Annotated in this window: 24 protein-coding genes; 16 read left to right on the top strand and 8 right to left on the bottom strand. The window is 68.7% G+C overall.

What is annotated here, in order from left to right:
- The first annotated feature begins 9 nt into the window (after nt 1-9).
- The 4 genes from AB5J62_RS20140 to AB5J62_RS20125 all read left to right on the top strand — a co-directional run bounded on the left by AB5J62_RS20140 (nt 10) and on the right by AB5J62_RS20125 (nt 4051).
- Entirely contained in the window at nt 10-570 is a 561-nt protein-coding gene (locus AB5J62_RS20140; protein WP_370949838.1) for a sigma-70 family RNA polymerase sigma factor, read from the top strand.
- Between the two features lie 6 nt (nt 571-576).
- Nucleotides 577-1320, top strand: a complete 744-nt coding sequence (locus AB5J62_RS20135; RefSeq protein WP_370949837.1) for a zf-HC2 domain-containing protein — start codon at nt 577-579, stop codon at nt 1318-1320.
- A 275-nt stretch (nt 1321-1595) separates the two neighbouring features.
- Nucleotides 1596-3059, top strand: coding sequence for a DUF1996 domain-containing protein (locus tag AB5J62_RS20130; RefSeq protein ID WP_370949836.1), 1464 nt, complete (start codon nt 1596-1598; stop codon nt 3057-3059).
- Between the two features lie 47 nt (nt 3060-3106).
- Entirely contained in the window at nt 3107-4051 is a 945-nt protein-coding gene (locus AB5J62_RS20125) for an SCO0930 family lipoprotein (protein ID WP_370949835.1), read from the top strand.
- A 345-nt stretch (nt 4052-4396) separates the two neighbouring features.
- On the opposite strand, the gene AB5J62_RS20120 is transcribed toward AB5J62_RS20125, so the two are convergent.
- On the bottom strand, nt 4397-6214 hold the full coding sequence (locus tag AB5J62_RS20120) for a flavin-containing monooxygenase (RefSeq protein ID WP_370949834.1): 1818 nt from the start codon (nt 6212-6214) through the stop codon (nt 4397-4399).
- Between the two features lie 149 nt (nt 6215-6363).
- Here AB5J62_RS20120 and AB5J62_RS20115 point away from each other — a divergent pair, with 149 nt between their 5' ends.
- The 6 genes from AB5J62_RS20115 (at nt 6364) to AB5J62_RS20090 (ending at nt 12667) form a co-directional block, all read left to right on the top strand.
- Nucleotides 6364-7545 carry a transcriptional regulator gene (locus tag AB5J62_RS20115; RefSeq protein ID WP_370949833.1) on the top strand — a complete coding sequence of 394 codons (1182 nt, stop codon included), beginning with the start codon at nt 6364-6366 and terminating at the stop codon, nt 7543-7545.
- 78 nt (nt 7546-7623) lie between these two features.
- Nucleotides 7624-9075 carry a dynamin family protein gene (locus AB5J62_RS20110; protein WP_370949832.1) on the top strand — a complete coding sequence of 484 codons (1452 nt, stop codon included), beginning with the start codon at nt 7624-7626 and terminating at the stop codon, nt 9073-9075.
- Complete coding sequence (locus tag AB5J62_RS20105; RefSeq protein ID WP_370949831.1) at nt 9072-10364, top strand: Hsp70 family protein; 1293 nt, start codon at nt 9072-9074, stop codon at nt 10362-10364. The genes AB5J62_RS20110 and AB5J62_RS20105 overlap by 4 nt, the downstream gene beginning before the upstream one ends.
- Nucleotides 10364-10699: a nucleotide exchange factor GrpE gene (gene grpE, locus AB5J62_RS20100; RefSeq protein WP_370949830.1), complete on the top strand. Its 336-nt coding sequence runs from the start codon at nt 10364-10366 to the stop codon at nt 10697-10699. The genes AB5J62_RS20105 and grpE overlap by 1 nt, the downstream gene beginning before the upstream one ends.
- Complete coding sequence (locus tag AB5J62_RS20095) at nt 10692-12470, top strand: dynamin family protein (RefSeq protein ID WP_370949829.1); 1779 nt, start codon at nt 10692-10694, stop codon at nt 12468-12470. Before grpE ends, AB5J62_RS20095 begins: the two co-directional genes overlap by 8 nt.
- 5 nt (nt 12471-12475) lie before the next feature.
- Complete coding sequence (locus tag AB5J62_RS20090) at nt 12476-12667, top strand: hypothetical protein (RefSeq protein ID WP_370949828.1); 192 nt, start codon at nt 12476-12478, stop codon at nt 12665-12667.
- A gap of 375 nt (nt 12668-13042) precedes the next feature.
- Here AB5J62_RS20090 and AB5J62_RS20085 read toward each other — a convergent pair whose 3' ends face one another.
- Genes AB5J62_RS20085 through AB5J62_RS20070 form a run of 4 tightly spaced genes read right to left on the bottom strand, consistent with a single transcriptional unit; the run spans nt 13043 to nt 16472 of the window.
- Nucleotides 13043-13585 (bottom strand): hypothetical protein, encoded by a 543-nt coding sequence (locus AB5J62_RS20085; protein WP_370949827.1) that lies wholly within the window; start codon nt 13583-13585, stop codon nt 13043-13045.
- A 9-nt stretch (nt 13586-13594) separates the two neighbouring features.
- Nucleotides 13595-14734: an ABC transporter permease gene (locus AB5J62_RS20080; protein ID WP_370950302.1), complete on the bottom strand. Its 1140-nt coding sequence runs from the start codon at nt 14732-14734 to the stop codon at nt 13595-13597.
- 26 nt (nt 14735-14760) lie between these two features.
- A complete protein-coding gene (locus tag AB5J62_RS20075; RefSeq protein WP_370949826.1) occupies nt 14761-15420 on the bottom strand; it encodes an ABC transporter ATP-binding protein in 660 nt (219 codons plus the stop codon).
- The gene (locus AB5J62_RS20070; RefSeq protein WP_370949824.1) at nt 15417-16472 is read right to left on the bottom strand and encodes a peptidoglycan-binding protein; all 1056 of its coding nucleotides are present in this window, start codon (nt 16470-16472) and stop codon (nt 15417-15419) included. Before AB5J62_RS20070 ends, AB5J62_RS20075 begins: the two co-directional genes overlap by 4 nt.
- A gap of 79 nt (nt 16473-16551) precedes the next feature.
- Here AB5J62_RS20070 and AB5J62_RS20065 point away from each other — a divergent pair, with 79 nt between their 5' ends.
- The 4 genes from AB5J62_RS20065 (at nt 16552) to AB5J62_RS20050 (ending at nt 20957) form a co-directional block, all read left to right on the top strand.
- Nucleotides 16552-17253 carry a response regulator transcription factor gene (locus tag AB5J62_RS20065; RefSeq protein ID WP_370949822.1) on the top strand — a complete coding sequence of 234 codons (702 nt, stop codon included), beginning with the start codon at nt 16552-16554 and terminating at the stop codon, nt 17251-17253.
- A complete protein-coding gene (locus tag AB5J62_RS20060; RefSeq protein WP_370949821.1) occupies nt 17243-18988 on the top strand; it encodes a sensor histidine kinase in 1746 nt (581 codons plus the stop codon). Before AB5J62_RS20065 ends, AB5J62_RS20060 begins: the two co-directional genes overlap by 11 nt.
- Before the next feature lie 58 nt (nt 18989-19046).
- Nucleotides 19047-19667, top strand: a complete 621-nt coding sequence (locus tag AB5J62_RS20055; protein WP_370949819.1) for an L-threonylcarbamoyladenylate synthase — start codon at nt 19047-19049, stop codon at nt 19665-19667.
- Between the two features lie 144 nt (nt 19668-19811).
- Complete coding sequence (locus tag AB5J62_RS20050; protein ID WP_370949817.1) at nt 19812-20957, top strand: nitric oxide synthase oxygenase; 1146 nt, start codon at nt 19812-19814, stop codon at nt 20955-20957.
- Between the two features lie 7 nt (nt 20958-20964).
- Here AB5J62_RS20050 and AB5J62_RS20045 read toward each other — a convergent pair whose 3' ends face one another.
- From AB5J62_RS20045 to AB5J62_RS20035, 3 genes are all read right to left on the bottom strand, one after another.
- Nucleotides 20965-21810: an LLM class F420-dependent oxidoreductase gene (locus AB5J62_RS20045; RefSeq protein ID WP_370949815.1), complete on the bottom strand. Its 846-nt coding sequence runs from the start codon at nt 21808-21810 to the stop codon at nt 20965-20967.
- A 153-nt stretch (nt 21811-21963) separates the two neighbouring features.
- The gene (locus tag AB5J62_RS20040) at nt 21964-22365 is read right to left on the bottom strand and encodes a hypothetical protein (RefSeq protein ID WP_370949813.1); all 402 of its coding nucleotides are present in this window, start codon (nt 22363-22365) and stop codon (nt 21964-21966) included.
- 206 nt (nt 22366-22571) lie between these two features.
- On the bottom strand, nt 22572-23147 hold the full coding sequence (locus tag AB5J62_RS20035) for a TetR/AcrR family transcriptional regulator (RefSeq protein WP_370949811.1): 576 nt from the start codon (nt 23145-23147) through the stop codon (nt 22572-22574).
- A 140-nt stretch (nt 23148-23287) separates the two neighbouring features.
- Between AB5J62_RS20035 and AB5J62_RS20030 the strand changes: the two genes are divergently transcribed.
- The gene (locus tag AB5J62_RS20030) at nt 23288-24019 is read left to right on the top strand and encodes an agmatine/peptidylarginine deiminase (RefSeq protein ID WP_370949809.1); all 732 of its coding nucleotides are present in this window, start codon (nt 23288-23290) and stop codon (nt 24017-24019) included.
- Between the two features lie 163 nt (nt 24020-24182).
- Entirely contained in the window at nt 24183-24614 is a 432-nt protein-coding gene (locus tag AB5J62_RS20025) for a hypothetical protein (RefSeq protein WP_370949807.1), read from the top strand.
- The last annotated feature ends 23 nt before the right edge of the window (nt 24615-24637 follow it).

Below are 24637 nucleotides of genomic sequence, written 5' to 3'. Positions count from 1 at the left end.
TGTCGTTCCGTGGGACGCCACAGCCGAACCCTGCAGCCCGTCATCGACGATGTCGATCATGGCGCCGTTTCCGGTGCCCGTGATGACCTGGCAAAAGCGCTGTACGCCGAGTTCGGCGGACCATTGATGGCCTTCACTCTGGGTTTAACCGGACATGACCGTCAGTGGGCCGAGGACGTCGTACAGGAGACGTTGATCAAGGCATGGCGCAACGCCGACAAATTGGACCGCAAGCCGGAAATGCTCCGCGCGTGGCTGTTCACCGTCGCCAGGCGCATCGTGATCGACGGCTGGCGCAGTCGCCGCGCACGGCCACAAGAGGTCGAGGAGGCCGACGCGGACACCATCGGCGTTCCGGACGAGTCGGAGAAGACACTCGCCGCGTTAGTGGTCTATGACGCCTTGCGCAACCTGTCCCCGGAACACCGGGAGGCACTCCAGCAGACCTATCTGCGTGACCGAACCGTGAACGAAGTGGCCGCGACACTTGGTGTCCCTCCGGGTACGGTCAAGTCTCGGATCTATCACGCTGTACGCGCCTTGCGCCGCGCTTTGCAGGAACGGGGGTGAGCTGAGGTGGGCGGGACCGCGCATACGGACGTCGCCGCTTACGTTCTCGGCCTGCTCTCCGAGAAGGAGAACGCGGCGTTCGAAGAGCACCTGATGGATTGCCCGAACTGCCAGCTCGACCTGCTGGAGCTGCACCATCTGCCCGACGTGCTGGACCGGGTCAAGGCGACCTGGCCGCGCCCGCCGGTGCCCGAGCCGAGCCCGAGAGTGCTCGGCGCGCTGCTCAAGGAGGCCGCGGCGACCCGCCGCAAAAGTACGCGGATGCGCAGGCTGGCGGTCGCGGCCGCCGCCGTGCTCATCGTCGCGGGCCCCGTGGTCACGCTGACCTTCTTCACCCCGTCCTCGGTCGACGGCGCGACGCTCGTCGCGCCCATCGAGTCGCCGCCTGCGGCGACGAGTTCCAGCAAGCCGCAGGTGCCCGGCAGCGGGTCGAGCTCGTTCGGCTGGTCGGACGCGGGCAGCGCGGTCGGCGCCGAGGTCGCCGTGCAGGGCCGCGAGTGGGGCAGCACGGTCGACCTGGAGCTGCGCGGCATCGTCGGGCCGAAGCGCTGCCAGCTGCTGGCGATCGCGCGCAGCGGCGGCGCGCCGTGGGTGGTGACCACCTGGACCGTGCCGGTGAAGGGATACGGCGTCGACGGCTCCCCCGAGCCGCTGCGGGTCACCGGGAGCACCGCGCTGAGCCCCGGCGAGATCGAGCGGTTCGAGATCCGCGCCGAGAACGGCCAGCTGCTGGCGAGCATCTCCACGTAGACACCGGTTACCCCGAGACGCCCCCTGCGGAGCCTTCCGCAGGGGGCGTTTTCGCTGGGTTGCGTCCCGCATATAACGGAATGATAACGGGCGGATCGCGTTTTAAACCGATCATGGTCGGCCCCCGTATCCATCTATGCCACAGCAAATTGGCAACCGGAACCGCCGCTTTCCCCACCGCGGTCCGGATTCGAAGAATACGAACCATCCGTTAGCTCATTCCCGGGCGGCGCCGTCATACCCCCTGCCCGGAAGCCGAACGAGGTGAACAGTCAATGGCCCGAAACGAAGGGCGACATCGCATTGCCCGCAGAACGAAGATCGCCACCGGTGTTTTCGCACTGGCGATCGCGGCGGGCGCGCTGGTCGTGAATGTCACCGCCGGTTCACCCGGCGAGGCGAAGGCAGACGGTGCCGACAAGTCCCTGTTCGTGGACATCACCACCGTCAAGCCGAACGTCGCCAAGCAACAGCCAGGCCGGGGTCCCTCGAAGGGCACCTTCACCGTCAACTGCGGGAAGAACGAGAACGGGCACTTCAACCCCGACAACTTCATCGCACAGCCCGGTGTCCGCAACGGCGCCCAGCACCTGCACGACTACGTCGGAAACCTGTCCACCAACGCGGATTCCAACAACAAGAGCCTGCAGGCCGCGGGCACCACCTGCCGCAACGGTGACAAGTCAGCCTACTTCTGGCCGGTCGTCCGCATCGACACCGAGGACGAGGAAGAGGCGAAGAAGGAGAACCCGAAGGCCGAAAACCCTGACCCGCAACGGGAACAGGCCAAGAAGGCCGACGAGGTCGCCCGCGTCGAATGCCCCGACGTGGCCAGCCAGCTGCCGGAGGAACTGCCGGCCGCCGCCGAGCAGGAGGTGGGCCGTGAGCTCGACGCACTCGACGCCCAATCCGCACAGGCCGACAAGGACATGGCGGCCGCCGAAGCCCGCGGTGCCAACGGCGCCGCCGAGAAAGCGGTCCTCGATCCGTTGAAGGACAAGCGAGACGCGTCGATCAAGAAGATCAACGACACGATCGCCAAGAACGGCGGGAAGTCCGACCTCGACGCCGCCGACCTCAAGGACTGCGCGGTCAAGGACAAGAAGAAGGGCAAGAACGGCATCGACAACGGCGACGAGAACAGCCAAGGCGCCGACGCCGCGGCGAAGCTCCCGCCCGCCAACCCCGACAACGAGCTGCCCGGCAACGACGGCGTGATCCAGCGGCCGCAGAACGTGGAGCTGACCTTCCAGGGCAGCACCGCGAGCAAGGTCCGCGCCATGCCGAAGTTCCTGCGCGTGCTCTACGGTGACGCCAAGGTCACCACCAACGGCCCCAAGAACGCCAGGGTCAGCTGGACCTGCACCGGCTTCGAGGACCGCCTGATCGACAAGTACCCGATCTGCCCGGAGGGCAGCAAGGTCAAGCGCGTCCACACCTTCCCGAGCTGCTGGGACGGCAAGAACATCGACAGCGCCAACCACCGGACGCACATCGTCTTCCCCGACGCCAACGGCAAGTGCGGCAAGGGTTTCTCGGCGGTGCCCCAGCTGCGGGTCAGTCTCACCTACAACATCCCCCGAGCCATCCAGCTCGCCGGTCAGTACAAAGTGGACGCTTTCCCCGAGGAGAAGCACAACCCGGCGTCCGATCACGACGACTTCGCCAACGTGATGTCCCAGTGCATCATGACCCGCGTCGTCAACTGCATCAACAAGGGCCGGACGTGCCGGGAATGACGGCCTGCCGGATCAGCTGGACGTCCCCGAAGAAGGAGAAGTTTCCCATGCCCCGTAAGAGTGTCGCGGTGACGGCCCTGCTCGCGGTGTCCGGTCTCGGCGCGCTGACCGCCTGCGGCACCACGGCCGACGACGCACCGCCCGCGGCCGTGCAGATCAAGCCGCAGGCCGCCATCGAGCAGCCGAAACTGGTCGCCACCGAAGTCGAAGGGGTGGGCCAGGTGCTCACCGATCAGACCGGGAAGACGTTGTACCGCTTCGACAAGGACACCTCCAAACCACCCAAGTCCAATTGCGACAACGCCTGCGCCACCACCTGGCCGCCGCTGCTCGCCGACGGCGCGCCGCAGTTGACCGGCGTCGACGAGAAAATGGTCGGCACGGTGACCCGCACCGACGGCACGAAGCAGGTGACCGTCAACGGCTGGCCGATCTACCGGTTCTCCAAGGACACCGCGCCAGGCCAGGCGGCCGGCCAGGGCAAGGACGGCGTGTGGAGCGCGGTGACACCGGCGGGCGGCAAGGCCGTCAAGACGGGCGAGACCGGCGGCGCCGACGAGAAGAAGGCCACGGAGGAGGCCTCCACCGCGCTCAACGCCTCGGAGATCGCCGGGCTCGGGCCGGTGATGACCGACCAGAACGGCATGACGCTGTACCTGTTCACCAAGGACGGCGCGAAGCCGCCCCGCAAGGCGACCTGCGAGGACGCCTGCGCGAAGACATGGCCCCCGCTGTTGTCACAGGGTGAAGTGAAGCTCAACGGGGTCGACCCGAAGCTCATCGGCAAGGTCAAGCGGGCCGACGGAACCGAGCAGGTGATGATCGGCGACTGGCCGGTCTACCGCTACTCCAAGGACACCGCGCCAGGACAGGCCAACGGTCACACCGTCGGCAACACCTGGTACGCCATCGAGCCCAACGGGTGCAAGATCGCGGCCGACAAGAAGGCCGTCACCGAGTCCGCTCCCACCGACGGGAATGGAGGTTACTGAAGTAGCGACGAGCAGCACCCCACCCCAACTCCGGTCCGGCGGGTAGCGCCCTGCCCGTCGGGCCGGACCCGCGAACCTCGGCGGTCTCACTCTCCCAGCCCCCCGAAGACCGCCGGGCCGGTTGGCGCCGGGTAGGAGGACGCCTCACTTCTCACCCGGCGCCGTTCCAGGACGCCTTCCCCGCTGCCAGCGCGGGGAAGGCGTCCTTCTCTTGTGCCCGGTGCCCCCAGGCGGGGATAAAGCCCGCTTTACTCCCGGGGATAAAGCGGGCTTTATCTCGCGGAGTAAAGCCCGCTTTATCCCCGGGCCTGGGGCAGCTCAAGGTCCCCGGTAAGCGGACGCCCCCTACGCGCGGTGGTGCACTTCGGGTGTGCCGTAGACGGGGGTGGCGATTCCCTCGTACCGGGCTTTCAGTTGCAGCGCGAGGTAGAGCGAGTAGTGCCGCGACTGGTGCAGGTTGCCGCCGTGGAACCACAGGCCTTCCTGCAGCGTCGGCTTCCACATGTTGCGCTGCTCCCCTTCCCAAGGCCCTGGGTCCTTGGTCGTGTCCGACCCCAGCCCCCAGCACTTGCCGACGCGGTCGGCGGTCTCCTGGTCGACCAGGTCGGCCACCCAGCCGTTCATCGAGCCGTAGCCCGTCGCGTAGACCACCAGGTCGGCGGCCAGCTCGGTGCCGTCGGCGAGCACCACGGTGTCGCGGGTCAGGTGGTCGACCTGGCCGTGTGCCAGCTTGATCTTGCCGTCGGCGACCAGCTCCGAGGCGCCGACGTCGATGTAGTAACCGGAGCCGCGGCGCAGGTACTTCATGAACAGCCCTGACCCGTCGTCGCCCCAGTCGTGGCGGAAGCCCGCGGCTTCGAGCCTGGCGTAGAAGTCCTTGTCGCGCTCGCGGATGGCGTCGTAGACCGGGCGCTGGAAGTCGGCCATGATCCGGTACGGGATGGACGCGAACACCATGTCCGCCTTCTCCGTGGTGACGCCGGCGCGGAGCGCGCGCTCGGAGTACAGGTCGCCGAGGCCGAGGTCCATCAGCGAGTCCGACTTCACGATGTGGGTCGAGGAGCGCTGCACCATGGTCACGTCGGCGCCGTGCTCCCACAGCGCCGCGCAGATGTCGTGCGCGGAGTTGTTCGAGCCGACCACCACCGCCTTCTTGCCCGCGTAGGCGTCCGGGCCCGGGTGCCCTGACGAGTGGTGCTGATCGCCGGCGAAGACGTCCATGCCGGGGAACGACGGCACGTTCGGCTTGCCGGACATGCCGGTCGCGAACACGACATGCCTCGGCGTGAGCACGAGTTCCTCGCCGTCTCGGACCACGGTCACCAGCCACTGCTCGCGTTCGGCGTCCCACGACGCGGAGGTGACCTCCGTGCTGGTCCAGTACGGCACCTCCATCAGGCGCGTGTACATCTCCAGCCAGTCGCCGATCTTGTCCTTGGGCGCGAACACCGGCCAGTTCTCCGGGAAGGGCAGGTACGGCAGGTGGTCGTACCAGACCGGGTCGTGCAGGCAGAGGTTCTTGTACCGCTTGCGCCACGAGTCACCGGCGCGTTCGTTGCGCTCCAGCACGAGGGTGGGGACGTTCAGCTGGCGCAGTCGCGCGCCGAGCGCGATGCCGCCCTGCCCGCCGCCGATGACCACCACGTACGGCTGCTCCTCGTACCCGAGACGAGACGCTTCGTCGGCGCGCTTCTCCGACCACGACCGGCGGCCGCGCACCACGCCGTGTTCGACGCCCTTGGGGCGGCGATCCCGTTGGTGCTCCTCGAAACCACGCAGTTCGCGCAGGCTCGTGAGGAACGTCCACGCGCCCTCTTCCTTGAGCCGCAGATGGCCTTTGCCGCGTCCCGTCGCCGTCTCGAACTCGAACCAGGCGTCGGTGATGCCGCCCGCCTCCGTCGGCGGCTCCGTGGTGCGGAAGCCGGACGGGCCGATGTGCTCCAGGCACGCCGACAGCAGGTCGTGCACGCCTTCTCGGCCCTCGACCGTCTTGATCGTCCAGGTGAAGGCGACCAGGTCGCGCCAAAAGCCGTCGACGGCGAACAACGCGGCCGCGGCCTGGGCGTCGCGGGCGGTGAGTGCCGCTTCGAACTCGCTCAGCCAGGCGTCGACCCGGGCTTGCGGCGTCGCTTTCGCGTCGGTCCGGCCGACCGTCTGCGTCATGTCCACTCCCCTGCCTCGATGGTGTGCTGGAGGTCCGATCACACGCCCCGGCGACCGCGCGCGGCAAGGGTTGCAGCGTGTTGCACGGCTTGGCCTCACGCGTGCGGCGACTTATGCTCGGTCGACGCGATGACGCGGGAGGTGACCGGTTGAGCACGAACGGCTCGGTCCCGCCGGGCGCCAGCCTGCCCGCGCACGCCCGCGATCTGGTTCGCATGCACGAAGCCGTGATCGGCGGCGCACGGCCACGCGTGCTGCCCCGTCCGCTCGTCTCCCGCTCGTGGTCGCGCGCGCTCGGCCACGGCCTCGCCGCCGACGGGATCAACGCGCGCGCGTCGATCCCGCTCGAAGAAGTCGCGCACCGCCGCGAGAAATCGCCGTTGCGGCCGGTCATCGACGATCTCGGGCAGGTGATCGACGCGACGTCGATGCTGCTGGTCGTCACCGACGCCCAGGGCGTCATCCTGTGGCGCGCGGGGTCGCCCGCGATCCGGCGCCGCGCGGATTCGCTCGGGTTCTCCGAGGGCGCGGACTGGACGGAGGCGACGGTCGGCACGAACGCCATCGGCACCGCGCTGGCCGAGGCCGCGCCGGTGGAACTGCTGAGCGGCGAGCATTTCGAGCAGAACCAGCATCCGTGGTACTGCTCCGCGTCGCCGGTGCACGACCCGCGCACCGGTGAGCTGCTCGGCGTGATCGACGTGAGCGGTCCGGCGCTGACGTTGCACCCGGCGATCGGCGCGCTGGTGGAGACCGGCCGGCGGCTGGTGGAGGCCGAACTCTGGCGCCATCACCGGCAGCGCCTCGATCACCTCCGCCGCACCGGCGAGCCGTTGCTCGCCGCTTCGAACGGCCCGGCGCTGCTGATCGACGACGACGGCTGGGTCGCCACCGCGACCGGCATCGCGCCGGGCGAACGGGTCGCCGCGCCACTCGACGGGCAGGTGCTCGCCGTGCCAGGCCTCGGCGCGTGCCTGCCGGAGCGTGTCGCGGGCGGGTGGCTCGTCCGCCGCGCAGAGGCGAGCCGTCACGTCCGGCTGGACCTCGAACTCGGGCGCTCCCCGGCGTTGCGGACGCAGGCGGGCGAGACCGGCTGGCGCCGCGCGATCACGCCCCGCCACGCCGAAATCCTGGTGCACCTCAACACCGCGGGCCCGGCGGGCCTGTCCGCCGAAGCACTCAGCCGCGCGCTCTACGGCGACGCCGAACACTTGGTGACCGTGCGCGCGGAGGTGTCGCGGATGCGCCGTCTGCTCGGGGCGATCGTCGACACCCGGCCGTACCGCCTGGCCGACGGAGTCGTGCTCACCGTGCACGGAAATGGTGAATGAATCTCGACTTTAGCCCAGTAGAGTGACATTTCAATCATCCGTGTAGCAGCGGAGCGTGAGCGCCCGACAGAAGCGAGCATGACGCAGGTGGGCTTGTGCGCCCGGTTGACCGATTTGCTCAGTGGACATCTAGGAAAACTCGGAGACGGCGAGGGGGCGCGAGCACTGCGCGACGCCGTCGCGGCACTCGGGGAACCACTACCCCGGCTGGCCGTCGGCGGCAGGCTCAAGGCAGGCAAGTCGACGTTGGTCAACGCACTTCTCGGCACCGGCGTCGCCGCCACCGGACACACCGAGACCACCACCGTGGTCAGCCGTTTCCACCACGCCCGCAAGGTCTCCGCCACACTGCACACGCTCGACGGGAAGTCCGCGCCGCTGTCGCTCGACGCGCGCGGCCGGGTGCCCGCCAGGCTCGACGCTCCACTGTCCGAAGTGGACCATATCGCGGTCGGGCTGCCGTCCGCGGTGCTGGCGGAGCGGTTCACGCTCGTCGACACGCCGGGCGTGGACAGCCTGAGCGGCCTCGATCCCGGGTCCGAGCGCGCGCTCGCCGAGGCCGACGCCGTGCTCTACGTGATGCCGCATCCGGGTGACAACGACAACCGCGCGCTGCTGCGTGTCCGTGAGCAGGCGGCGGGTTCCGGCTTGACCGCGGCGAACGTGCTCGGCGTGCTGAGCCGCGTCGACCAGCTTTCCGACGGTGAGGGCGATCCGTGGCCGATCGCGCACCGCGTCGCCGCCAACTACAGCGCCAAACTGCGGGGTGTCGCGGGTGGGATCGTGCCGGTGCTCGCCTTGCTCGCGCACTCGGCCACGGAGTTCGACGACGCCGACACCGCGGCCGTGCTCAAGGTCCGCGCGCTCCCCGCGCCGGAACTCGAGGACGTGCTTTATTCGGCTGAGGACTTCCTGACGATGGCGCCGCTGCCCGACGAGCACAGCCGACGGCTGATGAGCGCGCTCGGCATGTACGGCATCCGCGCGCTCGTCGCGTCCACGCGGACCGACACCGGCGGTTTCGCCGAACTGCTCAGGGAAACCTCCCAGGTCGACCCGCTGCTGGAGCGGATCACCACGTCGCTCGCGGCAGGCAGCGACCGGCTCCGCTGCACCCGCGTGCTCGCCAACGCCGAGGCCGCGACGTGGCGCGGCACCAGCCCGGCCGAGAAAAGCGCGCTGGGTGCGGTGCGCGCCGAGCTCGACCGGTTTCGCGGGCTGCCCGAGCTCGGCCAGGTGCGGCTCGCCGGCGCGCTCACCGACGTCTTGCTCGGCCGCTGCGAACTCCCGGAGGACGAGGTCGCGGCGCTCGAACGGCTCGCCACCGGCACCACGACCGCCGCCTGCCTCGGCCTGCCGGAAGGCACCGGGGCCGCCGAGCTGGCCGACGCCGCCGACGACGAGATCGATCGGTGGCGTGCCTGGGAAAACACGCCGTCGGCCGTGCTTTCGCGGCACGCCCGCGACGCCAGTGAACTTTGCCAACGCTTCTTCTTCGCCCAGCAGGACGACAACGGAGGACTCCCATGACGAGGTCATGGTCGATCGCGATCGACTTCGGCACCAGCTTCACCTCGGCCGCCGTGCGGACCGGCGGCACCGTGCATCCCGTGCTGTTCGACGGCTCGGACTCGTTCAGCTCGCAGGTCGCGCTGTCGATGGACGGCGAGCTGCTCACCGGGCCCAGCGCGACGCAGTTCCCGTCCAGGGTCGAGCGGGTGCCCAAGCGGGCGGTCGCCTCGGCGAGCCAGGTCCGGCTGCACCGGCGCACGCTCCAGCCGGTCGACCTCGTCGAGGCGATCTACTCGTACGTCGCCAAGACCGCGCGGACACAGTTCATGCTCGGGGACAGCGAACCCGGCCGCGTCGTGCTGACCCACCCGGTGCGCTGGACGCCCGGCGCGGTCGCGATCCTGCGCGAGGGCGCACAACGGGCCGGGCTGAGCGGCGCGCACACCTCGACCGAGCCGGTCGCGGCCGGGCGGGCGCTGCTGGTCGACCGTGAGGTGGAGGTCGGTGGCAGCATCGCCGTCTACGACCTCGGCGGCGGCACTTTCGACACCGCCGTGCTGCAGCGCACCAAGGACGGCTTCAGCGTGATCGGGGCGCCGGGTGGCGCGGCGATCGGTGGTGAGGACTTCGACAGCGCGCTGCTCGAACTCGTCGGGCACCGCGTCGGCGAGATGGCGTCACCCGAGGTGTGGGAGCAGGTCTTCGCCGGACCCGACACCGGCCGTCAGGGGGCGCTGATCAGGCAGGACGTCGTGAAGGCCAAAGAACGACTGTCCACTTACGACAAAGCAGAGGTCTACGTCAAGGGTGTCGCGGGCGAGCTGGTGATCAGCAAGGCGGAGTACGAGTCGCTGATCAAGGCCAAGCTGGAGACCACGGTGACCGAGCTGGTCCGCACAGTGCGGGACAGTGGTGTCGAGGTCAAAGCCGTCTACCTCGTCGGTGGAGCGAGCCAGACACCGTTGGTGAAGTCGCTGGTCAGCGAAGCGCTGCCGAAGGCGCTCATACGGAAAGCCAAGCAGCCCAAGCTGACGGTGGCTTGCGGCGCGCTGACGAAGATGAAGAAGCCGGAGAAACCCAAGCCGGTACTCAAAGTCGAGGCACCGAAGATCGAGACCAAGCCCGCCGAAAGCACCTACCGGCCGACCTACACCCCGTCGACGCCGACGTCCTCGTCGTCGGGAAGCAAAGTGGATCTGAGCCCGGCGATCGGGGTGATCCTGGTGGTCCTCGCCGTCGTCGTCGGCGTCATCATGGTCGGCGGCCTCCTCTCCGCGATCTTCGGCTTGCTCGCGGCGATCTTCTGATGGCGTGGTTCCGGCGCGAACCGGCACCCGACCGGGCACCCGCGCTCATCGACATCTGCGTCGACATCGCCGACCGGCTGCGCGAAGTCGATCCCGCGCTGTGGCAACGGATGCACCGCCTGCTCGCCGACGCCGGCGTGCACGCGGTCCTCCCGGACGGCGAGCCGTTCGACCCCGAACGGTTCGACGCGATCGGACGGGCGGACACCAGTGACGAGCGCCTGCAGCTGACGGTGGCCAGCACGGAGTTCGCCGGGTACGTCGACGGCGACCGCGTCGTCAGGCGTCCGCAGGTCGTGGTCTACCGGACCGAGGCGGTGCACGCCGATGACTGACGTGGTCGAGGAGGTCGCCGCGGCCGCGCTCGCGGCGGGCGACCCGGCGTCGGCGAGCGCGGTGCGGGACGAGGCCGCACGGGTCCGCTCCGGCACCTGCCGCACGGTCGTGGTCGGCGAGAAGAAACGCGGCAAGAGTTCCCTGATCAACGCGCTGCTCGGCCACCCCGGCCTGCTCCCGGTCGACGCCGACGTCGCCTCGGCGGTCCACGTCGAGCTGCGGCACGGCGAGGAGCTGTCGGTGCTGGTGTTCGACCGCGCGCACCCGGCAGGCGTGCGCGTCGATCCGGAGGAACTGGCCACGCACGCGGCCGTCGACCCGGAGACCGGGCAGGCGTACCGCACCGATGTGTCCAGAGTGGAGATTCGAGTCCCGGCAGAGCTGTTGCGGGACAACGGCTTGCGACTCGTAGATACTCCCGGCGTCGGCGGTCTCGTGGACGGGCACGCAGAGCTGGCACTGGCGACCGTCGAGCTGGCCGACGCGCTGCTGTTCGTCGTGCACGCGGGCTCGGAGCTGACCAGTTCCGAGCTGGCGTTCCTGGCCGGCGCGACCGAGCGGGTCGGCGCGGTGGTGTTCGCGCTGACCCAGATCGACCTGCACCCCGCCTGGCGCGAGGTGCTCGAGCGCAACCGCGCGCTCGTCGCCGAGCACGCGCCCCGCTATCGCGGCAGCCCGTGGTACCCGGTCAGCAGCCGCTACCGAGTCGACGCCGACCGCGCCAACACCTCGGAGGCGGCGGCGAAACGCTTGGAGCGCAGCGGTTTCCCGGCACTGGAGGCCGAGCTGAAGGCGGTGGCAGGCCGCGTCGAGTCGATCCGCCTGGCCAACGTCGCTCAGTTCGCGGGCACGATCGCGGGACGCCTGTGCGCACGTCACGCCGACACCCTGCGCACCCTCACGCTCGACCCGGAGCTGCCGGCGGCGGTCGCCGCCCAGCAGAAGGAACTCGCGGCCGTCACCGCCAACCACGCGGGCTGGCGCACCACACTGAACGAGCGCCTGTCCACTGTGGAGCGCGACCTCAATCGCAGGCTGGCGTCCCGCATCGGCAACCTCCGCAACGAAACCACCCGCGTCATCGCCAGCGGGGGCGGCGACGTTCTCGACGCCGTCGCCGCCGACCTCCCCGCTCGCGCGGAGGCGGTGTGGCTGGACATCAAGTCCGAGCTGAACAACCAGATCCGCGCACTCGGCTCGGAGCTGGCCGACCGGCTCAAGAACGACCTGGCCACCCTCAACCAGCTCGCCTCGAAGTCCACAGTGGACATCGTGGTCGCCGTACCCGTCCGCACCAAGACGAACGCGCCGACCGTGGTCGAGAACAGCCTGATGGCCACCAGCGTCGGCACCGCGGTCGGCGCGGTCGTCGGCATGGTCACGTTCAACCCACTGGCGGGCCTCGCCGCCTTCGCGGGCACGGTCGGCCTCCTGTCCGGCTACCGCGGCAAACGCGACCGCACGGCAGGCAGCCGATCCGACGCGAGCCGTCACCTGTCCGAGGTGGTCGAACGCCTGCGCACCGAAGTGCCTGCGGAGATCACGCAGGTACTGGGCGAGGTCCGCAAGACGGTCCGCCAAGCGATCGAAACCGGCCTCACCGCGGAGAAGCAGCGGCTCAGCACGGTGCTGGCCGAGTACGCGTCCAACCTCGCGGCCGCCGAGCAGGAACTGGCCTCGAAGAAGCAGGCGGCGGAACAGGAATTGGCCCGCTGCACCACCCTGCGCGACCGGGCACACGAGCTGTCCGCGCGCCTGAGCGAAAGCTGACCTCGATGGACTTCCCCGACCTGCACTCCGATCTGCACTTCGGCGAGACCGAACACCCGATCACCACCGACGTCCCCGACCCGTCCTTCAATCACCCCGGCGGCTACCACGCCGACTACGACGGCGTCGCCGACTGCTGGTACAGCTCCGACGGCTACATCTACGACTCCTCCGGCAACCAGATCGGCACCCACTGACCGGCGCGGGGCGGGAGTTTAGCGGGCTTTATCCCGGCCCCGCCCCGCGAAGTGAGGGGCACCCTCACCTCATCCAGCACGAGCGAGGACGCCGACCATTCGGCGGTCGTAAGTGGTATCGCCGTTTCTGCCAAGCGAAAGTCGAACATGGCGTGTCTGCGGGGCGGCTGGGTGAGGGCCTCCCTCACTCGGTTCGGGCGGGTGGGGGGCCTCCTTCACCCGGATATTCGGGCGGGGGCCTCCCTGACCCAGGGATTCGGGTGAGGGAGGCCCTGACCCAAGCCCGGCCCGAGGGCCTGGCGCGGACGAGCTGTCAAGACCGAGGTCGTGAGTGGTATCGCCGGTTAGAACCGGCCGTACCACTCACGACCCGAGCTATTTGTCCTGGGGGCCGAGGATCTCGAGTTCGCAGGAGCGTTCGATCTTGTCGGCGTCGGCGGGCTGGTTGCTGGAGCCGTAGTGCCACGGCGATTCGGTGTCGCCGACGTTCTCCACGACGTTCATGCCGTGGTCGTTCATGCACTTCACCCAGCGGTGCATGTTGTCGCGGTAGGCCGGATTCTCCCGGTCCATGCCCCACGCGGGCAGCGGGAGCTTGTTGCGGCAGGTGTCGCCGGCCGCCTTGTGGTCCTTGCTCCACTGCTCGGCGCCCGGGATGTTGTTCGGCTGGGTGTCGAGGTCGGCGCCATTGGCCTTCATGCAGGCCAGCCACGGCGCGATCATTCGCTTCGAGTCCTCCGGCGTCTCGTCGATGCGGTGCCGTGGGCGTTCACCCTCCACAGTGGACGTCGGCGCGGCGGCGCTGCTGCTTCCCACCGTCACGGGTGACGAGATCGTGGCGACTTCGGGCTGCTTCTGCTCCGGGGTCGAACAGGCGGCCAGCAAGAGCAGCGAACCGGCGATGAGCAGGCGTTTCACGGGTACCTCCTAGGTGGACGCGAGTGCTTGGGTGGGGGTGAGCCGGGCCGCGCGGATCGACGGGTGCAGGCCCGCCGCGACGCCGACGACGATCGCGCCGAGCACGCCGGCGACGACCGCGAGCGGTGGGATGACCGGAGGCCAGCCCTGGTAGGTGGCGTAGCCGAGCGCGGCGAGCGAACCGATCGCCGTTCCCGCGAGACCGCCGAGCGCGGAGAGCGCGACGGCCTCGGTGAGGAACTGGCCGCGGATGTGGCCTCGGGTCGCGCCCAGTGCGCGGCGCAGGCCGATTTCGCGTCTGCGTTCCAGCACCGAGATGAACATCGTGTTGGCGACGCCGACGCCGCCGACGAGCAGCGCGACACCCGCCAGGCCCAGGAACAGGGCCGAGAAAGTGGTTTCGGTGGCGCGTTTCGCGGCGAGCGCGTCCGACGGCCTGCTGACCTGGATCATGCCGGGCAACTCGGGGTAGAGCGTCGCGGGCAAGACCGCGCGGACGTCCTCCAGCGCGGATTCCCTGGCTTTGACGTAGATGACCGTGGGGTGACCGTCGAAGCCGAGCTGGGTGCGGGCGGCGCCCCAGCCGACCATGACCGCGCGTTCGATGTCGGGCGCCAGTGGCATCGGGTCGAGGATGCCGATCACCGTGAACCACGAGTGTCCGATGTAGACGACCGGCGGCCTGCCCGGCACGAGCTGGTTGATCCCGAGACGGGAGGCGGCCACGTAGCCGAGTACGGCCGCGGGGAGGTTTTCGGTGGCCTGGTCGAGGAAACGTCCGGTGTGGATTTTGCCGTTGACCGAGTCGAGCAGGCCGAGGCTGCTGGCCAGCACGGCCAGTCCGGAGCCGTCGTCAGGATCGGTTTTGTCGGACCTGCGGACTATCGTGTGAGTGTTCGCCACCGCGGCCGAGGTGGTCACCGGGCCGATCCGGCCGACGCCTGCCAGTGCGGTCTCCGGGATCCGCACCGGCTGGTTGGGAGCCGGTTCGGCGCGCAGCATGTTCGTACCGAGAGAGGAGAGTTCATCGAGCAGAGCGGCTTGACTGGACGCCGGGATTCCGGTGACCACGATCATCGTCGCGATACCTATGGAGATGCCCAGCGCGGACAGCGCCGCGCGGGTCTTGCGGGTGCTGATGCCGAGCATGCCCAGCCTGAGCAGATCGGAGAGCTTCACACCAGGCTCCCGTCGCGCATTTCGACCTGACGTGGCAGCCGCGCGGCGATGTCGCGGTCGTGGGTGATGACCGCGATGGTCGTGCCTTCGGCGTTGAGCGCCATGAGCAGATCGAGCACGGCGAGCCCGTTGGCGGTGTCGAGTGCGCCGGTCGGCTCGTCGGCGAGCACGAGCGAGGGCGCGTTGACGACCGCGCGGGCGATGGCGACGCGCTGGCGTTCGCCGCCGGAGAGCTGGTGCGGCAGATGATCCGCGCGTGCGGCCAGGCCGACGCGGCCGAGCGCCTCGAGTGCGAGCGCGCGGCGGCGGTGGCGTGGCACGCCGGCGTAGAGCAGCCCGGTGGCGACGTTCTCGGTCGCGTCGAGGCCGTCGATGAGGTGGAACTGCTGGAAGACGAAGCCGAGCCGCCGTCCGCGCAGCGCGGAGAGCTGCCGGTCCGGTAGCCGGGTGACGTCCTCGCCGCCGATCTCGACCGTGCCGTGGGTGGGCAGGTCGAGGGTGCCGATGATGTTGAGCAGCGTCGACTTGCCCGAGCCGGACGGCCCGACGATGGCGAGCAGTTCGCCCGCGCCGATCGTGAGCGTCACGTCGTCGAGCGCCACGACATCGCCGGGGTAGATCTTGCTGACCCCGCGCAGCGCGAGCACCGGGGTCATGACGCGGTCACCACGAGCATGCCCGCCGCGATGCCCGGCCCGCTGATCTCCACCTTGTCACGGGAGAACATGCCGGTCTTGACGGCTTTGAGCGTGCCGTCGGGCAGCTGGACGGCGTATCCGCCTTCGCGCAGCGCGAGCAGCGCGCCGACGGGAACGGCCAGCACCCCGGTATGGCTTTCCATGGTGATCAGGACCTGCACCGACGCCGAGTCCAGGTCGGCGACGGCCGACTCGTCGTCGGGGGTGATGGTGATCGAGATCTTGGGCGGGCCTTGTTGCTGCTGGTCTTTCGAGTCCTCGACGGTGCCGCTGACCGCGGTCACCTTGCCGGGGATCTCCTTCGAGTCCGGCCGCACGATCGTCACCTCGGCGCCCGCCTTGATGGCGGCGACCGAGCCTGCCTCGACGGGCACGGTGATCACCTTGTCGGTCGGGGTGACGGTCATCAGCGGGCCCGCCACCGGGTCGCCGAGCGCCGCGGACACGGCGCTGACGCGTGTCTTGCCCGGCAGCACGACGATCTGGCCGACGCCGAGCGTGCCGGTCTCGTCGAGGCCCGCCTTCTTCTGCCACTTCTTCACGGCCTCGGACAGCGTGGCCGTGTAGGCGGTCTTGGCGCGGTCCTTGGGCCGGGCGCCGACCTTGTAGCCGAGCGCGGCGAGGTTGTCGGCGACCATCGCCACGTCCGTGCCGGTGAGCTCGGCGTTGTCGAGCGTGCGGAACAGCGGGGTGTCGCCGTAGAACACCGGCACCGGCTTGCCGTTGACCGCGTAGAAGGACTCGCCGCGGGCGGCCGTGTCGCCGGTCTTGGGCAGCTTGGTGATGAGGCCCTCCCCCGCGCCTTTGAGCGTCTGGGGTGTGCCGAAGCCGAGCGTGCCGGTGAACGTCCGGCTGTCGGTGAGGTCGGTCTGCTCGATCGCGATGGTCTTGACCGACGCGGGCGGGCTCGCGGCGGGCGCCTTGCCCTGGCCGTGCGCGATCACCACGAACCCGCCCGCGACGAGCGCGAGCACCACGCCCGCCCCGAGCGCCCATTTCCACTTGACCATGGCCGACACTCTCGGCGACCGATGTCAGCGACTTGTCAGGAACCGGTTCGAGACCAGTATTCGTCCTATGATCACGGTCATGTGCGCTCACATCGTGCTGGCCGAGGACGACGAGAAACAGGCCGAACTCGTCCGCAGATACCTGGAGCGGGAACGGCATTCGGTCGTTGTCGTGCCCGACGGGCGGGCCGCGCTCGATGAGGTTCGCCGCGCCTTGCCCGATCTGCTGGTGCTCGACGTGATGCTGCCCAAAGTGGACGGTCTGGACGTGTGCCGGATCCTGCGCGCGGAGTCCGACGTCCCGGTGCTGATGCTCACCGCACGGTCCACAGAGGACGATCTGCTGCTCGGGCTCGATCTCGGCGCCGACGACTACATGACGAAGCCGTTCAGCCCGCGCGAGCTGATGGCGCGGGTGCGGACGTTGCTGCGGCGCACCAGCCCGTCGGCACCTCAGCCTGGTGCGTCCGCGCGGGTCGGCACGCTCACCGTCGACCCGGTCCGGCACGTGGTGACGAACAACGGTCACCCGGTCGAGTGCACTCCGGGCGAGTTCCGGTTGCTCGAGGTGATGGCATCGCAACCCGAACGGGTTTTCACGCGGGCGCAGCTGCTGGAACACCTGCACGGTTTCGACCGCTACATCACGCACCGGGCCATCGACGTCCACGTGCTCAACCTGCGCAAGAAAATCGAGGCGCAGCCGCGGAAACCGGTGCTGCTGGTGACCGTCTACGGCGTCGGCTACAAACTGACCGCGGGGGCGGCCGGTGCGTCGTAGCCTGATCGGGCGACTGCTCGCGGTGTCGGTGCTGGTGGCCGTCTGCTCGATCGCGGCGACCGCGTGGCTCGCCGCGCGCACCACCTCCGGCGCGATCCAGCAGGAGCAGGGCCGTGCGCTCGCCGACGACAGCAAGATCTACCAGGCGCTGCTCACCTACGCCGCGACGCACAAGAGCTGGAAGGACGTCGGCCCGGTGCTGGCGAACCACGCCGAGTTCTCGGGCAGGCGGGTCACCCTGACCGCACCCGACGGCAAGCCGATCGGCGACAGCGGCTCGGGTCCCCTGCCTGCCAAGGCTTCGGCGCTGGTCGACCCGCTGGCCGTGGACGCCGACCTGACCACGTCGGCCGACCGCATCGCGCCGCAGGCGACCGGCCCGTTCACCTTGCCGCCTGACGAGCTGGCGTTCCTCACCGGGGTCGCGGACCGGGTGCTCGACTGCGTCCGGACCCGCTTGGGTTTCGGCTCGATCGTCACGGCGCCGAACGGCCATCCCCAGGTGACCGGACCGGACGCGTTCGTCGTGTCGCGCTGCCAGACCAAGGACCTGGTGAACCCGACAAAGACCGAGCAGGCGGCGCTGGATCAGCTCGACGGCCTGGCCAACGCGTGCTTGAGCCGCCGAGGGCTGCCGCCGATCTCGGTCAAGCTCGACTTCACCTGGCGCGAGACCCTCACCAGGGTCGCCGCGCCCGACGAGGACAACACGGAGGCGAACCAGTCCTGCGTCGCGACCGCGCGCCACGAGCAGCTCACCGCGTTCGTGGCACCGCCCGCGCTGCTCTACATCACCCAACCCGACGGCGCCGCGCCGTCGGGGTTCACCCTCTCCCCCGACAACTGGCGGCGGATCGCGCTGGTCGCGGGCGGAGTGCTGCTGCTCGCGGTGCTGGTCACCGTGCTCGCGGGCGCCCGGCTCGTCCGTCCGCTGCGGGCGTTGACCAGCGCGGCACGGCTGGCCGGGTCCGGTGACGCGCCGGCGCGGGTCGAGGTGAAGGGCAAGGACGAGATCGGCAGGCTCGCGGTCGCGTTCAACGAGATGTCGGCGGCCCGGCAGCGGCTGGAGGACAACCGCAAGACCATGGTCAGCGACATCGCGCACGAGCTGCGCACGCCGCTCAGCAACATCCGCGGCTGGCTGGAGGCCACCCAGGACGGGGTGAGCACGCTCGACGACGAGCTGGCCGCGTCGCTGCTGGAGGAGGCGATGCACCTGCAGCACATCGTGGACGACCTGTTCGACCTGTCGCAGGCCGACGCGGGCGCGCTGCGGCTGCACCCCGAACCGCTGGACGTGTCGGATCTGCTGAGCCAGGTGCGCGCCGCGCACAGTGCCCGCGCGGCGAAGGCGGGTGTCACGCTGGCGACCGAGGCCGAGGACGTCGAGCTGACCGCCGACCCCGTCCGCCTGCGCCAGGTGCTCGACAATCTCGTCTCCAACGCCGTCCGGCACACCCCGGCGGGCGGCTCGGTCACCGTCACCGCGCGTGCCGACGGCGACGAGGTGGCGTTCGAGATCGCCGACACCGGGTCCGGGATCAGCGCGGAGGACCTGCCGTCGGTGTTCGACCGGTTCTGGCGGGCCGACAAGGCACGGACACGCCAGTCCGGGGGCAGTGGCCTCGGACTCGCCATCGTCCGCAAGCTCGCGGAGGCGCATGGCGGGACCGTGACCGCCGCGGGCGCACCGGGTCAGGGCGCGGTGTTCACGTTGCGGCTGCCCGCGCGGTGAACCGCGCTCCAAGCGACCCGTCACTGCGCTCTTCGGGTGAAGATCCTAGGGTGGGCGGATGGCGAAGTACTTCGACGTGCATCCGGAGAACCCGCAGAAGCGTTCGATCGGCCAGGCGGTCGACATCGTGCGTGGTGGCGGGCTGATCGCGTATCCGACCGACTCGTGTTTCGCGCTGGGCTGCGCGCTCGAGAACCGCGACGGCATCGACCGCATCCGCACGATCCGCCACCTCGACGACAAGCACCACTTCACGCTGGTCTGCCACGACTTCGCCCAGCTCGGCCAGTTCGTGCACATCGACAACACCGCGTTCCGCGCGATCAAGGCGTCCACGCCGGGCAGCTACACCTTCATCCTCCCGGCGACCAAAGAGGTCCCCCGGCGGCTAATGCACCCCAAGAAAAAGACCGTGGGCGTGCGCATCCCCGATCACCCGGTGGTCCACGCGCTGCTGACCGAGCTCGGTGAGCCGATCCTGTCGAGCACGCTGCTGCTGCCGGACCAGGAGGAGCCGATGACGCAGGGCTGGGAGATCAAGGAGCGGCTCGACTACCAGGTCGACGCGGTGATCGACTCCGGCGAATGCGGCACGGAACCGACCACGGTCGTCGACTTCTCCGGTGGCGCCGCCGAGATCATCCGTTATGGAGCGGGCGACGCGAGCCGTTTCGAGTGAATTGATCTCCGTTTCCCACGGAAATCGATTCCCATTGATCGTCACGCCTGAAGGCTATTGACTCGGTGTTGTACTGTCATTGTTTTCCCCGAGCAGCCTGAGCATCGGAGGAGCCATGCGTGACGAGTTGTGCGAGCCCATTCGATGACCCATTCCGACATTCGGGTGATCGACCTGCCCGACCCGCGCACCGACCGTGAGCACCACGTAGATCCCGTTGCCGCAGAGGAGTTTCTGCGCCTCTACTACACCGAGAAGCATCTCCCTGACGTCGATTCACGAATTGCCGAAGTCGATCGTCAGATAGCCAGAACAGGTTGCTATCGACACACAACTTCCGAACTCGAATTCGGCGCACGGGTGGCCTGGCGAAACTCGGCGCGATGCATCGGCCGACTATATTGGAACGGTTTGCGCCTGCGGGATCGCCGAGACACCTCGAATCCCGACGAGGTCGCCGAAGAATGCGTCCGGCATCTACGTGAGGCGACCCGTGGCGGCCGGATCCGCTCGACGATCACGGTCTTCGCCGCGGACACCGCCGACGGTCCCGGTCCGCGCATCTGGAACGAGCAGCTCATCCGCTACGCAGGCTACCTCCGTCCCGATGACACGGTGCTCGGCGACCCGCGCAACCTCGCCTTCACCGAGTTCGTCAGGAGCCTCGGCTGGCGCCCACCGGCCCCGCGCACCCGGTTCGACGTGCTGCCATTGGTCGTCGAATGCCCGCGCGGCCGTCTTCGCTGGTACTCACTGCCACCGGACGCCGTACTCGAAGTGCCGCTGAGCCACCCTGACCTGCCCTGGTTCTCCCGGCTCGGCCTTCGCTGGCACGCGGTGCCCGCGATCAGCTCGATGCGACTGCTGATCGGCGGGATCCAGTACGCGGTCGCGTTCAACGGGACGTACATGTCGAGCGAGGTCGGCTGCCGCAATCTTGCCGACGAAGGCCGCTACAACCTGCTCCCCATGCTCGCCGAGCGCATGGGGCTACCCTCCGACGATGACCGGACACTGTGGCGCGACCGGACGATGGTCGAGCTGACACTGGCGGTGCAGCACTCGTTCACCGCGGCCGGGGTGTCCATCACCGACCACCACACCGAATCACGCCGATTCCTGATGCACCTTCAGCGGGAACGGGCTTCGGGCAGAACCTGCCCGGCGGACTGGAGCTGGATCGTCCCACCCATCTCCGGCAGCCAGACAGCGGTCTTCCACCGCTACTACGACGAACCCGACAACACCACCCAACCCGCCTTCATCACACCTGAGCCTCCGCTCCTGTGAACGTGCCTTAGCCGAGACCGAGTTTCCCTGCCAGTCGGCCGATCCAGGCTACGACTTCGTCGGCGTCACGGTCGGGCAGGCCGAAGATCGCTTCCGTGACTCCGATCGACTTCAGGTGTGCGAGCTTCTCGGGATCCGGACGACCGGCCAGTACCGCCACCTCGGGCAGGCCGGCGCGGCCCGCGTCGCGCCAGACTTCGTGCAGCATCGAAACTTGGGCATCGATGTCCACATCGGATGGTGTGGTCAGCCAGCCGTCGGCGGCGCGGGCGATCCAGCGGAAGTTCTTCTCCGTGCCACCCGCGCCCAGCAGGACCGGTATCCGCGCCTGCGCGGGCTTCGGCCAGGCCCAGCTCGGGCCGAAGCGGACGAATTCGCCTTCGTACTCGGCGATCTCGTCAGTCCACAATGCCCGCATCGCCTCCAGGTATTCCCGCAGTGCCGTGCGGCGGCGGCTCCCGGGGATCCCGTGGTCGGTCAGCTCGTCGACATTCCAGCCGAAGCCCGCGCCCAGCGTCACCCGGCCGCCCGAGAGGTGGTCGAGGCTCGCGATCGTCTTCGCCAGGGTGATCGGGTCGCTCTCCACCGGCAGCGCGACCGCGGTCGACAGCCGGATCCGGCTTGTCACCGAAACCGCCGTGGCGAGCGCGACCCACGGATCGAGGGTGCGCAGGTACCGGTCGTCCGGCAGCGTCGAATCGCCGGTACGCGGGTGCGGCGACTCGCGTTTGACCGGGATGTGCGTGTGCTCGGGGACCGAGAACGACGCGAACCCGGCCGCTTCGGCAGCGCGGGCGGCCGCGGCAGGCGCGATGCCGCGGTCGCTCGTGAACAGCACTATCCCGTATCTCACCTCAGCGAGCATATTAGAACGTGTTTCAGTTTGCAATCGGCAGACGTTGGGGCACCGGATGGCCGCGGTGAGCAGTGGGCGACACCACCCAACCCGCCTGCCTCACGTCAGACCTTCCACGGACGTTGTGAACGCCTCGTTCACAACGGATCGTCACAGGTCGAGACGGAATCGATCACTGCAACGCGTGGAGTGACACACGACCACGCTGACCGGCTCGGGGACAGACTCGGTCACCCGTTCTCCAGTCGCTTTCATGCGCGCGGTGTATCCACTCCCGGGTCCCCAGGTGATGTTCGCCCAGTGCCCGCTGGGCAGGTAGCCACCCCAGGACAGCTTCTGGAACTGATACGCGACCTCGTAATTGGGTCGAATTCCTTCTTTCCACCAGAAGCAAATGTCAGCAACGGGCGAACCGCTGATGTTGAATTTCTTGCAGATATGCCCTTGTCCCCCAAGGCCTACCATCTTGCCATCAGCAGAGGCCACAGCACCTCCGAAACCGGTGAACATGAGCACGGCGGCAGTTAGCGAAACCCATTTGATTTTACGCATGCATTCTTCCTGACTCGAACTTGGCGACTAACAAAAGCCTACGTGAACACGTTTGTCGCCAACAGGCAGAAGCACCGGAACTTTCATCCGAAATATAGCCGAATTGCAATAACTTCCGGCGTTTATCTGACTTTCTTTTCATCCATGGCACACACAGCCGGAAGGGAGCGTCACTGACTCCACTGTAGACACTCCACAGTGGAGTGTTACGGCTCGCCGAGTTCGACGGCGATCGCGCCGCGGAGCAGGCCCTGTGCCCGCTCGACGGTCATCGAGCCGCTGAGCCAGCGTTCGCTGAGCCCTTCGACCAGCGCGGTGAGCCGCTCGGCGGCATCCGCGGGAGCGCAGTCGAGCTTGGCCAGCCCCGCGGCCTCGGCCCGCTCGATGACCTCCGCCACCTCGGTGTTCCAGGTCCGGGTGGATTCCCCGAGCTGGGCGCGCAAGGATTCGTCGAACACCGCGCTCGCCCGCAGTTCACCCCAGGCCACGCTGTTCTCCCGCGTCGTCTGGTCGTCCCGGATCTCGTGCAGCAGCAACAGTTCCAGTTCCTCGCGCGGGTTGGCGGCCTCGGCCGCCGCCTGCGTGGTGTAGCCGCCAGCCAGTCCGTTGACGTGCTCCAGCGTCTGACTCAGCAGGCCGGCGCGATCGTGGAAGTGGTAGTAGATCAAGGCGGTCGAAACCCCGGCCTCGGCCGCGAGCTCCTCGACCCGCAACCCTCGCACACCGGACCGGGCGATCACCCGCACGGCCGCTTCCAAGATCAACCTTTGCCGCTCAGACACGACGCTCACAGTAGTCCAGCGGTCTCGAACTGCCGCTAAAGGATGACAACCTCCGGTTCGCGGGCGGCCTGCCGGTGCCGCAGTATGGCAGTAAGCACGCCGTCTGGAGGTCCACATTGTCCGGCTACAGGTCCTCCCCCGTGTCCCGGCGCACCGCGCTGCGCTCCGCCGCCGGGGTCGCGGCTCTGGTCACCGGCGCCGCGGCCTGCTCGAGCCCACCGGAAGAACCCGCGGCCGCCACCACGGCGCCGAGCGGTTCGCCTGCGGCCTCGGCCGAGCGCAGGTTCGGCGCGGAGTGGGAGCCGCAGGCACGCACCTTCATGTCCTGGCCCACCCCGGCGATCTGGCAGGAGCAGATCGGGGCGGTCCAGCGTGACATCGCCGGGCTCGCGCGGGCGATCCGGGCGCATCAGCCGGTGGTGATGTTCGCCCAGCCGGAGCTGGCCGACGAGGCGCGCAACGCCTGCGGCGGCGAGGTCGAGATCGTGCCGATCCCGGTGGACGACCTGTGGGCCCGCGACACCCTGCCCGTGTTCGTCGAGGACTCCGGCAAGCTCAGGGGTGTCAACTTCAACTTCAGCGGCTGGGGCGGCAAGCAGAATCCGCACGACAAGGACGCCGCCGCGGCGGCGGCGCTGCTGGAGAAGTACGGCATTCCCGCCGTGCGAACCTGGGTGGTCGCCGAGGGCGGCTCGTACGAGACCGACGGCAAGGGCACACTGCTGGTCACCGAGAGCTCGGTCGTGAACGACAACCGCAACCCCGGCAAGACCCGCGACCAGATCGAGGCCGAGCTCAAGACCGCGCTCGGGGTCCGCAAGCGGACCACATTTCGCGTCTGGCGTCCATTGTGGACACGAAATCGGGCGTAGTTCACCAGCGAGACGACGTGAACGCCCCGTTCACAACGTTCAACCTGGATCCACCGGTGTTGTTGATGTGTTGATCGTGTCGTATACGCGCAGATGCCCTCTGACTTGGGATGATTGTTCTTGCGACGGAACAAAGTCCACTAAGAGAGAGGGCATCTGCTGGATGCGATCATCTCATAGCGCCGCCCGGACCGATGTGAGGTTCGACGAGCAGAGTCTCGTGTCGTGCGCCGGGATCGTGCCGCTGATGAGGCTGGCGGAGAACATCGGCCTGGGCAAGCTCATCGAAGACCGTGTTGACCTGGGGATCCCGGTCGGGGCGAACAGTGACGCGAAAGCCCTCTCGATCGTGGCCGGGATGGTGATCGGCGCGGATTCGATCGACGATCTCGACGTGATCCGTCACGGCGCGATGCGCCGGTTGTTCGACCGGGTGCGGGCGCCCTCGACGTGCGGGTCGTGGTTGCGGGGGTTCACCGGCGGTCATGCCCGCCAGCTCACCTCGGTCGCCGCCGAAGCGCTGGTGCGGCTCTCGGAGCAGGCACCGTTGCTGCCCGGTGCGGGGCAGTTGGCGTTCATCGAGGTCGTGTCATGACAACCGTGTAAGCCACGGATGGA

The organism is Amycolatopsis sp. cg5, assembly GCF_041346955.1.
Taxonomy (GTDB): domain Bacteria; phylum Actinomycetota; class Actinomycetes; order Mycobacteriales; family Pseudonocardiaceae; genus Amycolatopsis.
This window is presented reverse-complemented; position numbering and strand designations above follow the sequence as displayed.

What these genes read in the sequence shown, in the direction of transcription:
- AB5J62_RS20125 (WP_370949835.1), top strand. Translation starts at nt 3,107, where the DNA reads ATGCCCCGTAAGAGTGTCGCGGTGACGGCCCTGCTCGCGGTGTCCGGT.
- AB5J62_RS20050 (WP_370949817.1), top strand. Translation starts at nt 19,812, where the DNA reads ATGACCCATTCCGACATTCGGGTGATCGACCTGCCCGACCCGCGCACC.
- AB5J62_RS20055 (WP_370949819.1), top strand. Translation starts at nt 19,047, where the DNA reads ATGGCGAAGTACTTCGACGTGCATCCGGAGAACCCGCAGAAGCGTTCG.
- AB5J62_RS20070 (WP_370949824.1), bottom strand. Translation starts at nt 16,472, where the DNA reads ATGGTCAAGTGGAAATGGGCGCTCGGGGCGGGCGTGGTGCTCGCGCTC.
- AB5J62_RS20130 (WP_370949836.1), top strand. Translation starts at nt 1,596, where the DNA reads ATGGCCCGAAACGAAGGGCGACATCGCATTGCCCGCAGAACGAAGATC.
- AB5J62_RS20080 (WP_370950302.1), bottom strand. Translation starts at nt 14,734, where the DNA reads ATGCTCGGCATCAGCACCCGCAAGACCCGCGCGGCGCTGTCCGCGCTG.
- AB5J62_RS20090 (WP_370949828.1), top strand. Translation starts at nt 12,476, where the DNA reads ATGGACTTCCCCGACCTGCACTCCGATCTGCACTTCGGCGAGACCGAA.
- AB5J62_RS20095 (WP_370949829.1), top strand. Translation starts at nt 10,692, where the DNA reads ATGACTGACGTGGTCGAGGAGGTCGCCGCGGCCGCGCTCGCGGCGGGC.
- AB5J62_RS20025 (WP_370949807.1), top strand. Translation starts at nt 24,183, where the DNA reads ATGCGATCATCTCATAGCGCCGCCCGGACCGATGTGAGGTTCGACGAG.
- AB5J62_RS20120 (WP_370949834.1), bottom strand. Translation starts at nt 6,214, where the DNA reads ATGACGCAGACGGTCGGCCGGACCGACGCGAAAGCGACGCCGCAAGCC.
- AB5J62_RS20075 (WP_370949826.1), bottom strand. Translation starts at nt 15,420, where the DNA reads ATGACCCCGGTGCTCGCGCTGCGCGGGGTCAGCAAGATCTACCCCGGC.
- AB5J62_RS20040 (WP_370949813.1), bottom strand. Translation starts at nt 22,365, where the DNA reads ATGCGTAAAATCAAATGGGTTTCGCTAACTGCCGCCGTGCTCATGTTC.
- AB5J62_RS20110 (WP_370949832.1), top strand. Translation starts at nt 7,624, where the DNA reads ATGACGCAGGTGGGCTTGTGCGCCCGGTTGACCGATTTGCTCAGTGGA.
- AB5J62_RS20065 (WP_370949822.1), top strand. Translation starts at nt 16,552, where the DNA reads ATGTGCGCTCACATCGTGCTGGCCGAGGACGACGAGAAACAGGCCGAA.
- AB5J62_RS20105 (WP_370949831.1), top strand. Translation starts at nt 9,072, where the DNA reads ATGACGAGGTCATGGTCGATCGCGATCGACTTCGGCACCAGCTTCACC.
- grpE (WP_370949830.1), top strand. Translation starts at nt 10,364, where the DNA reads ATGGCGTGGTTCCGGCGCGAACCGGCACCCGACCGGGCACCCGCGCTC.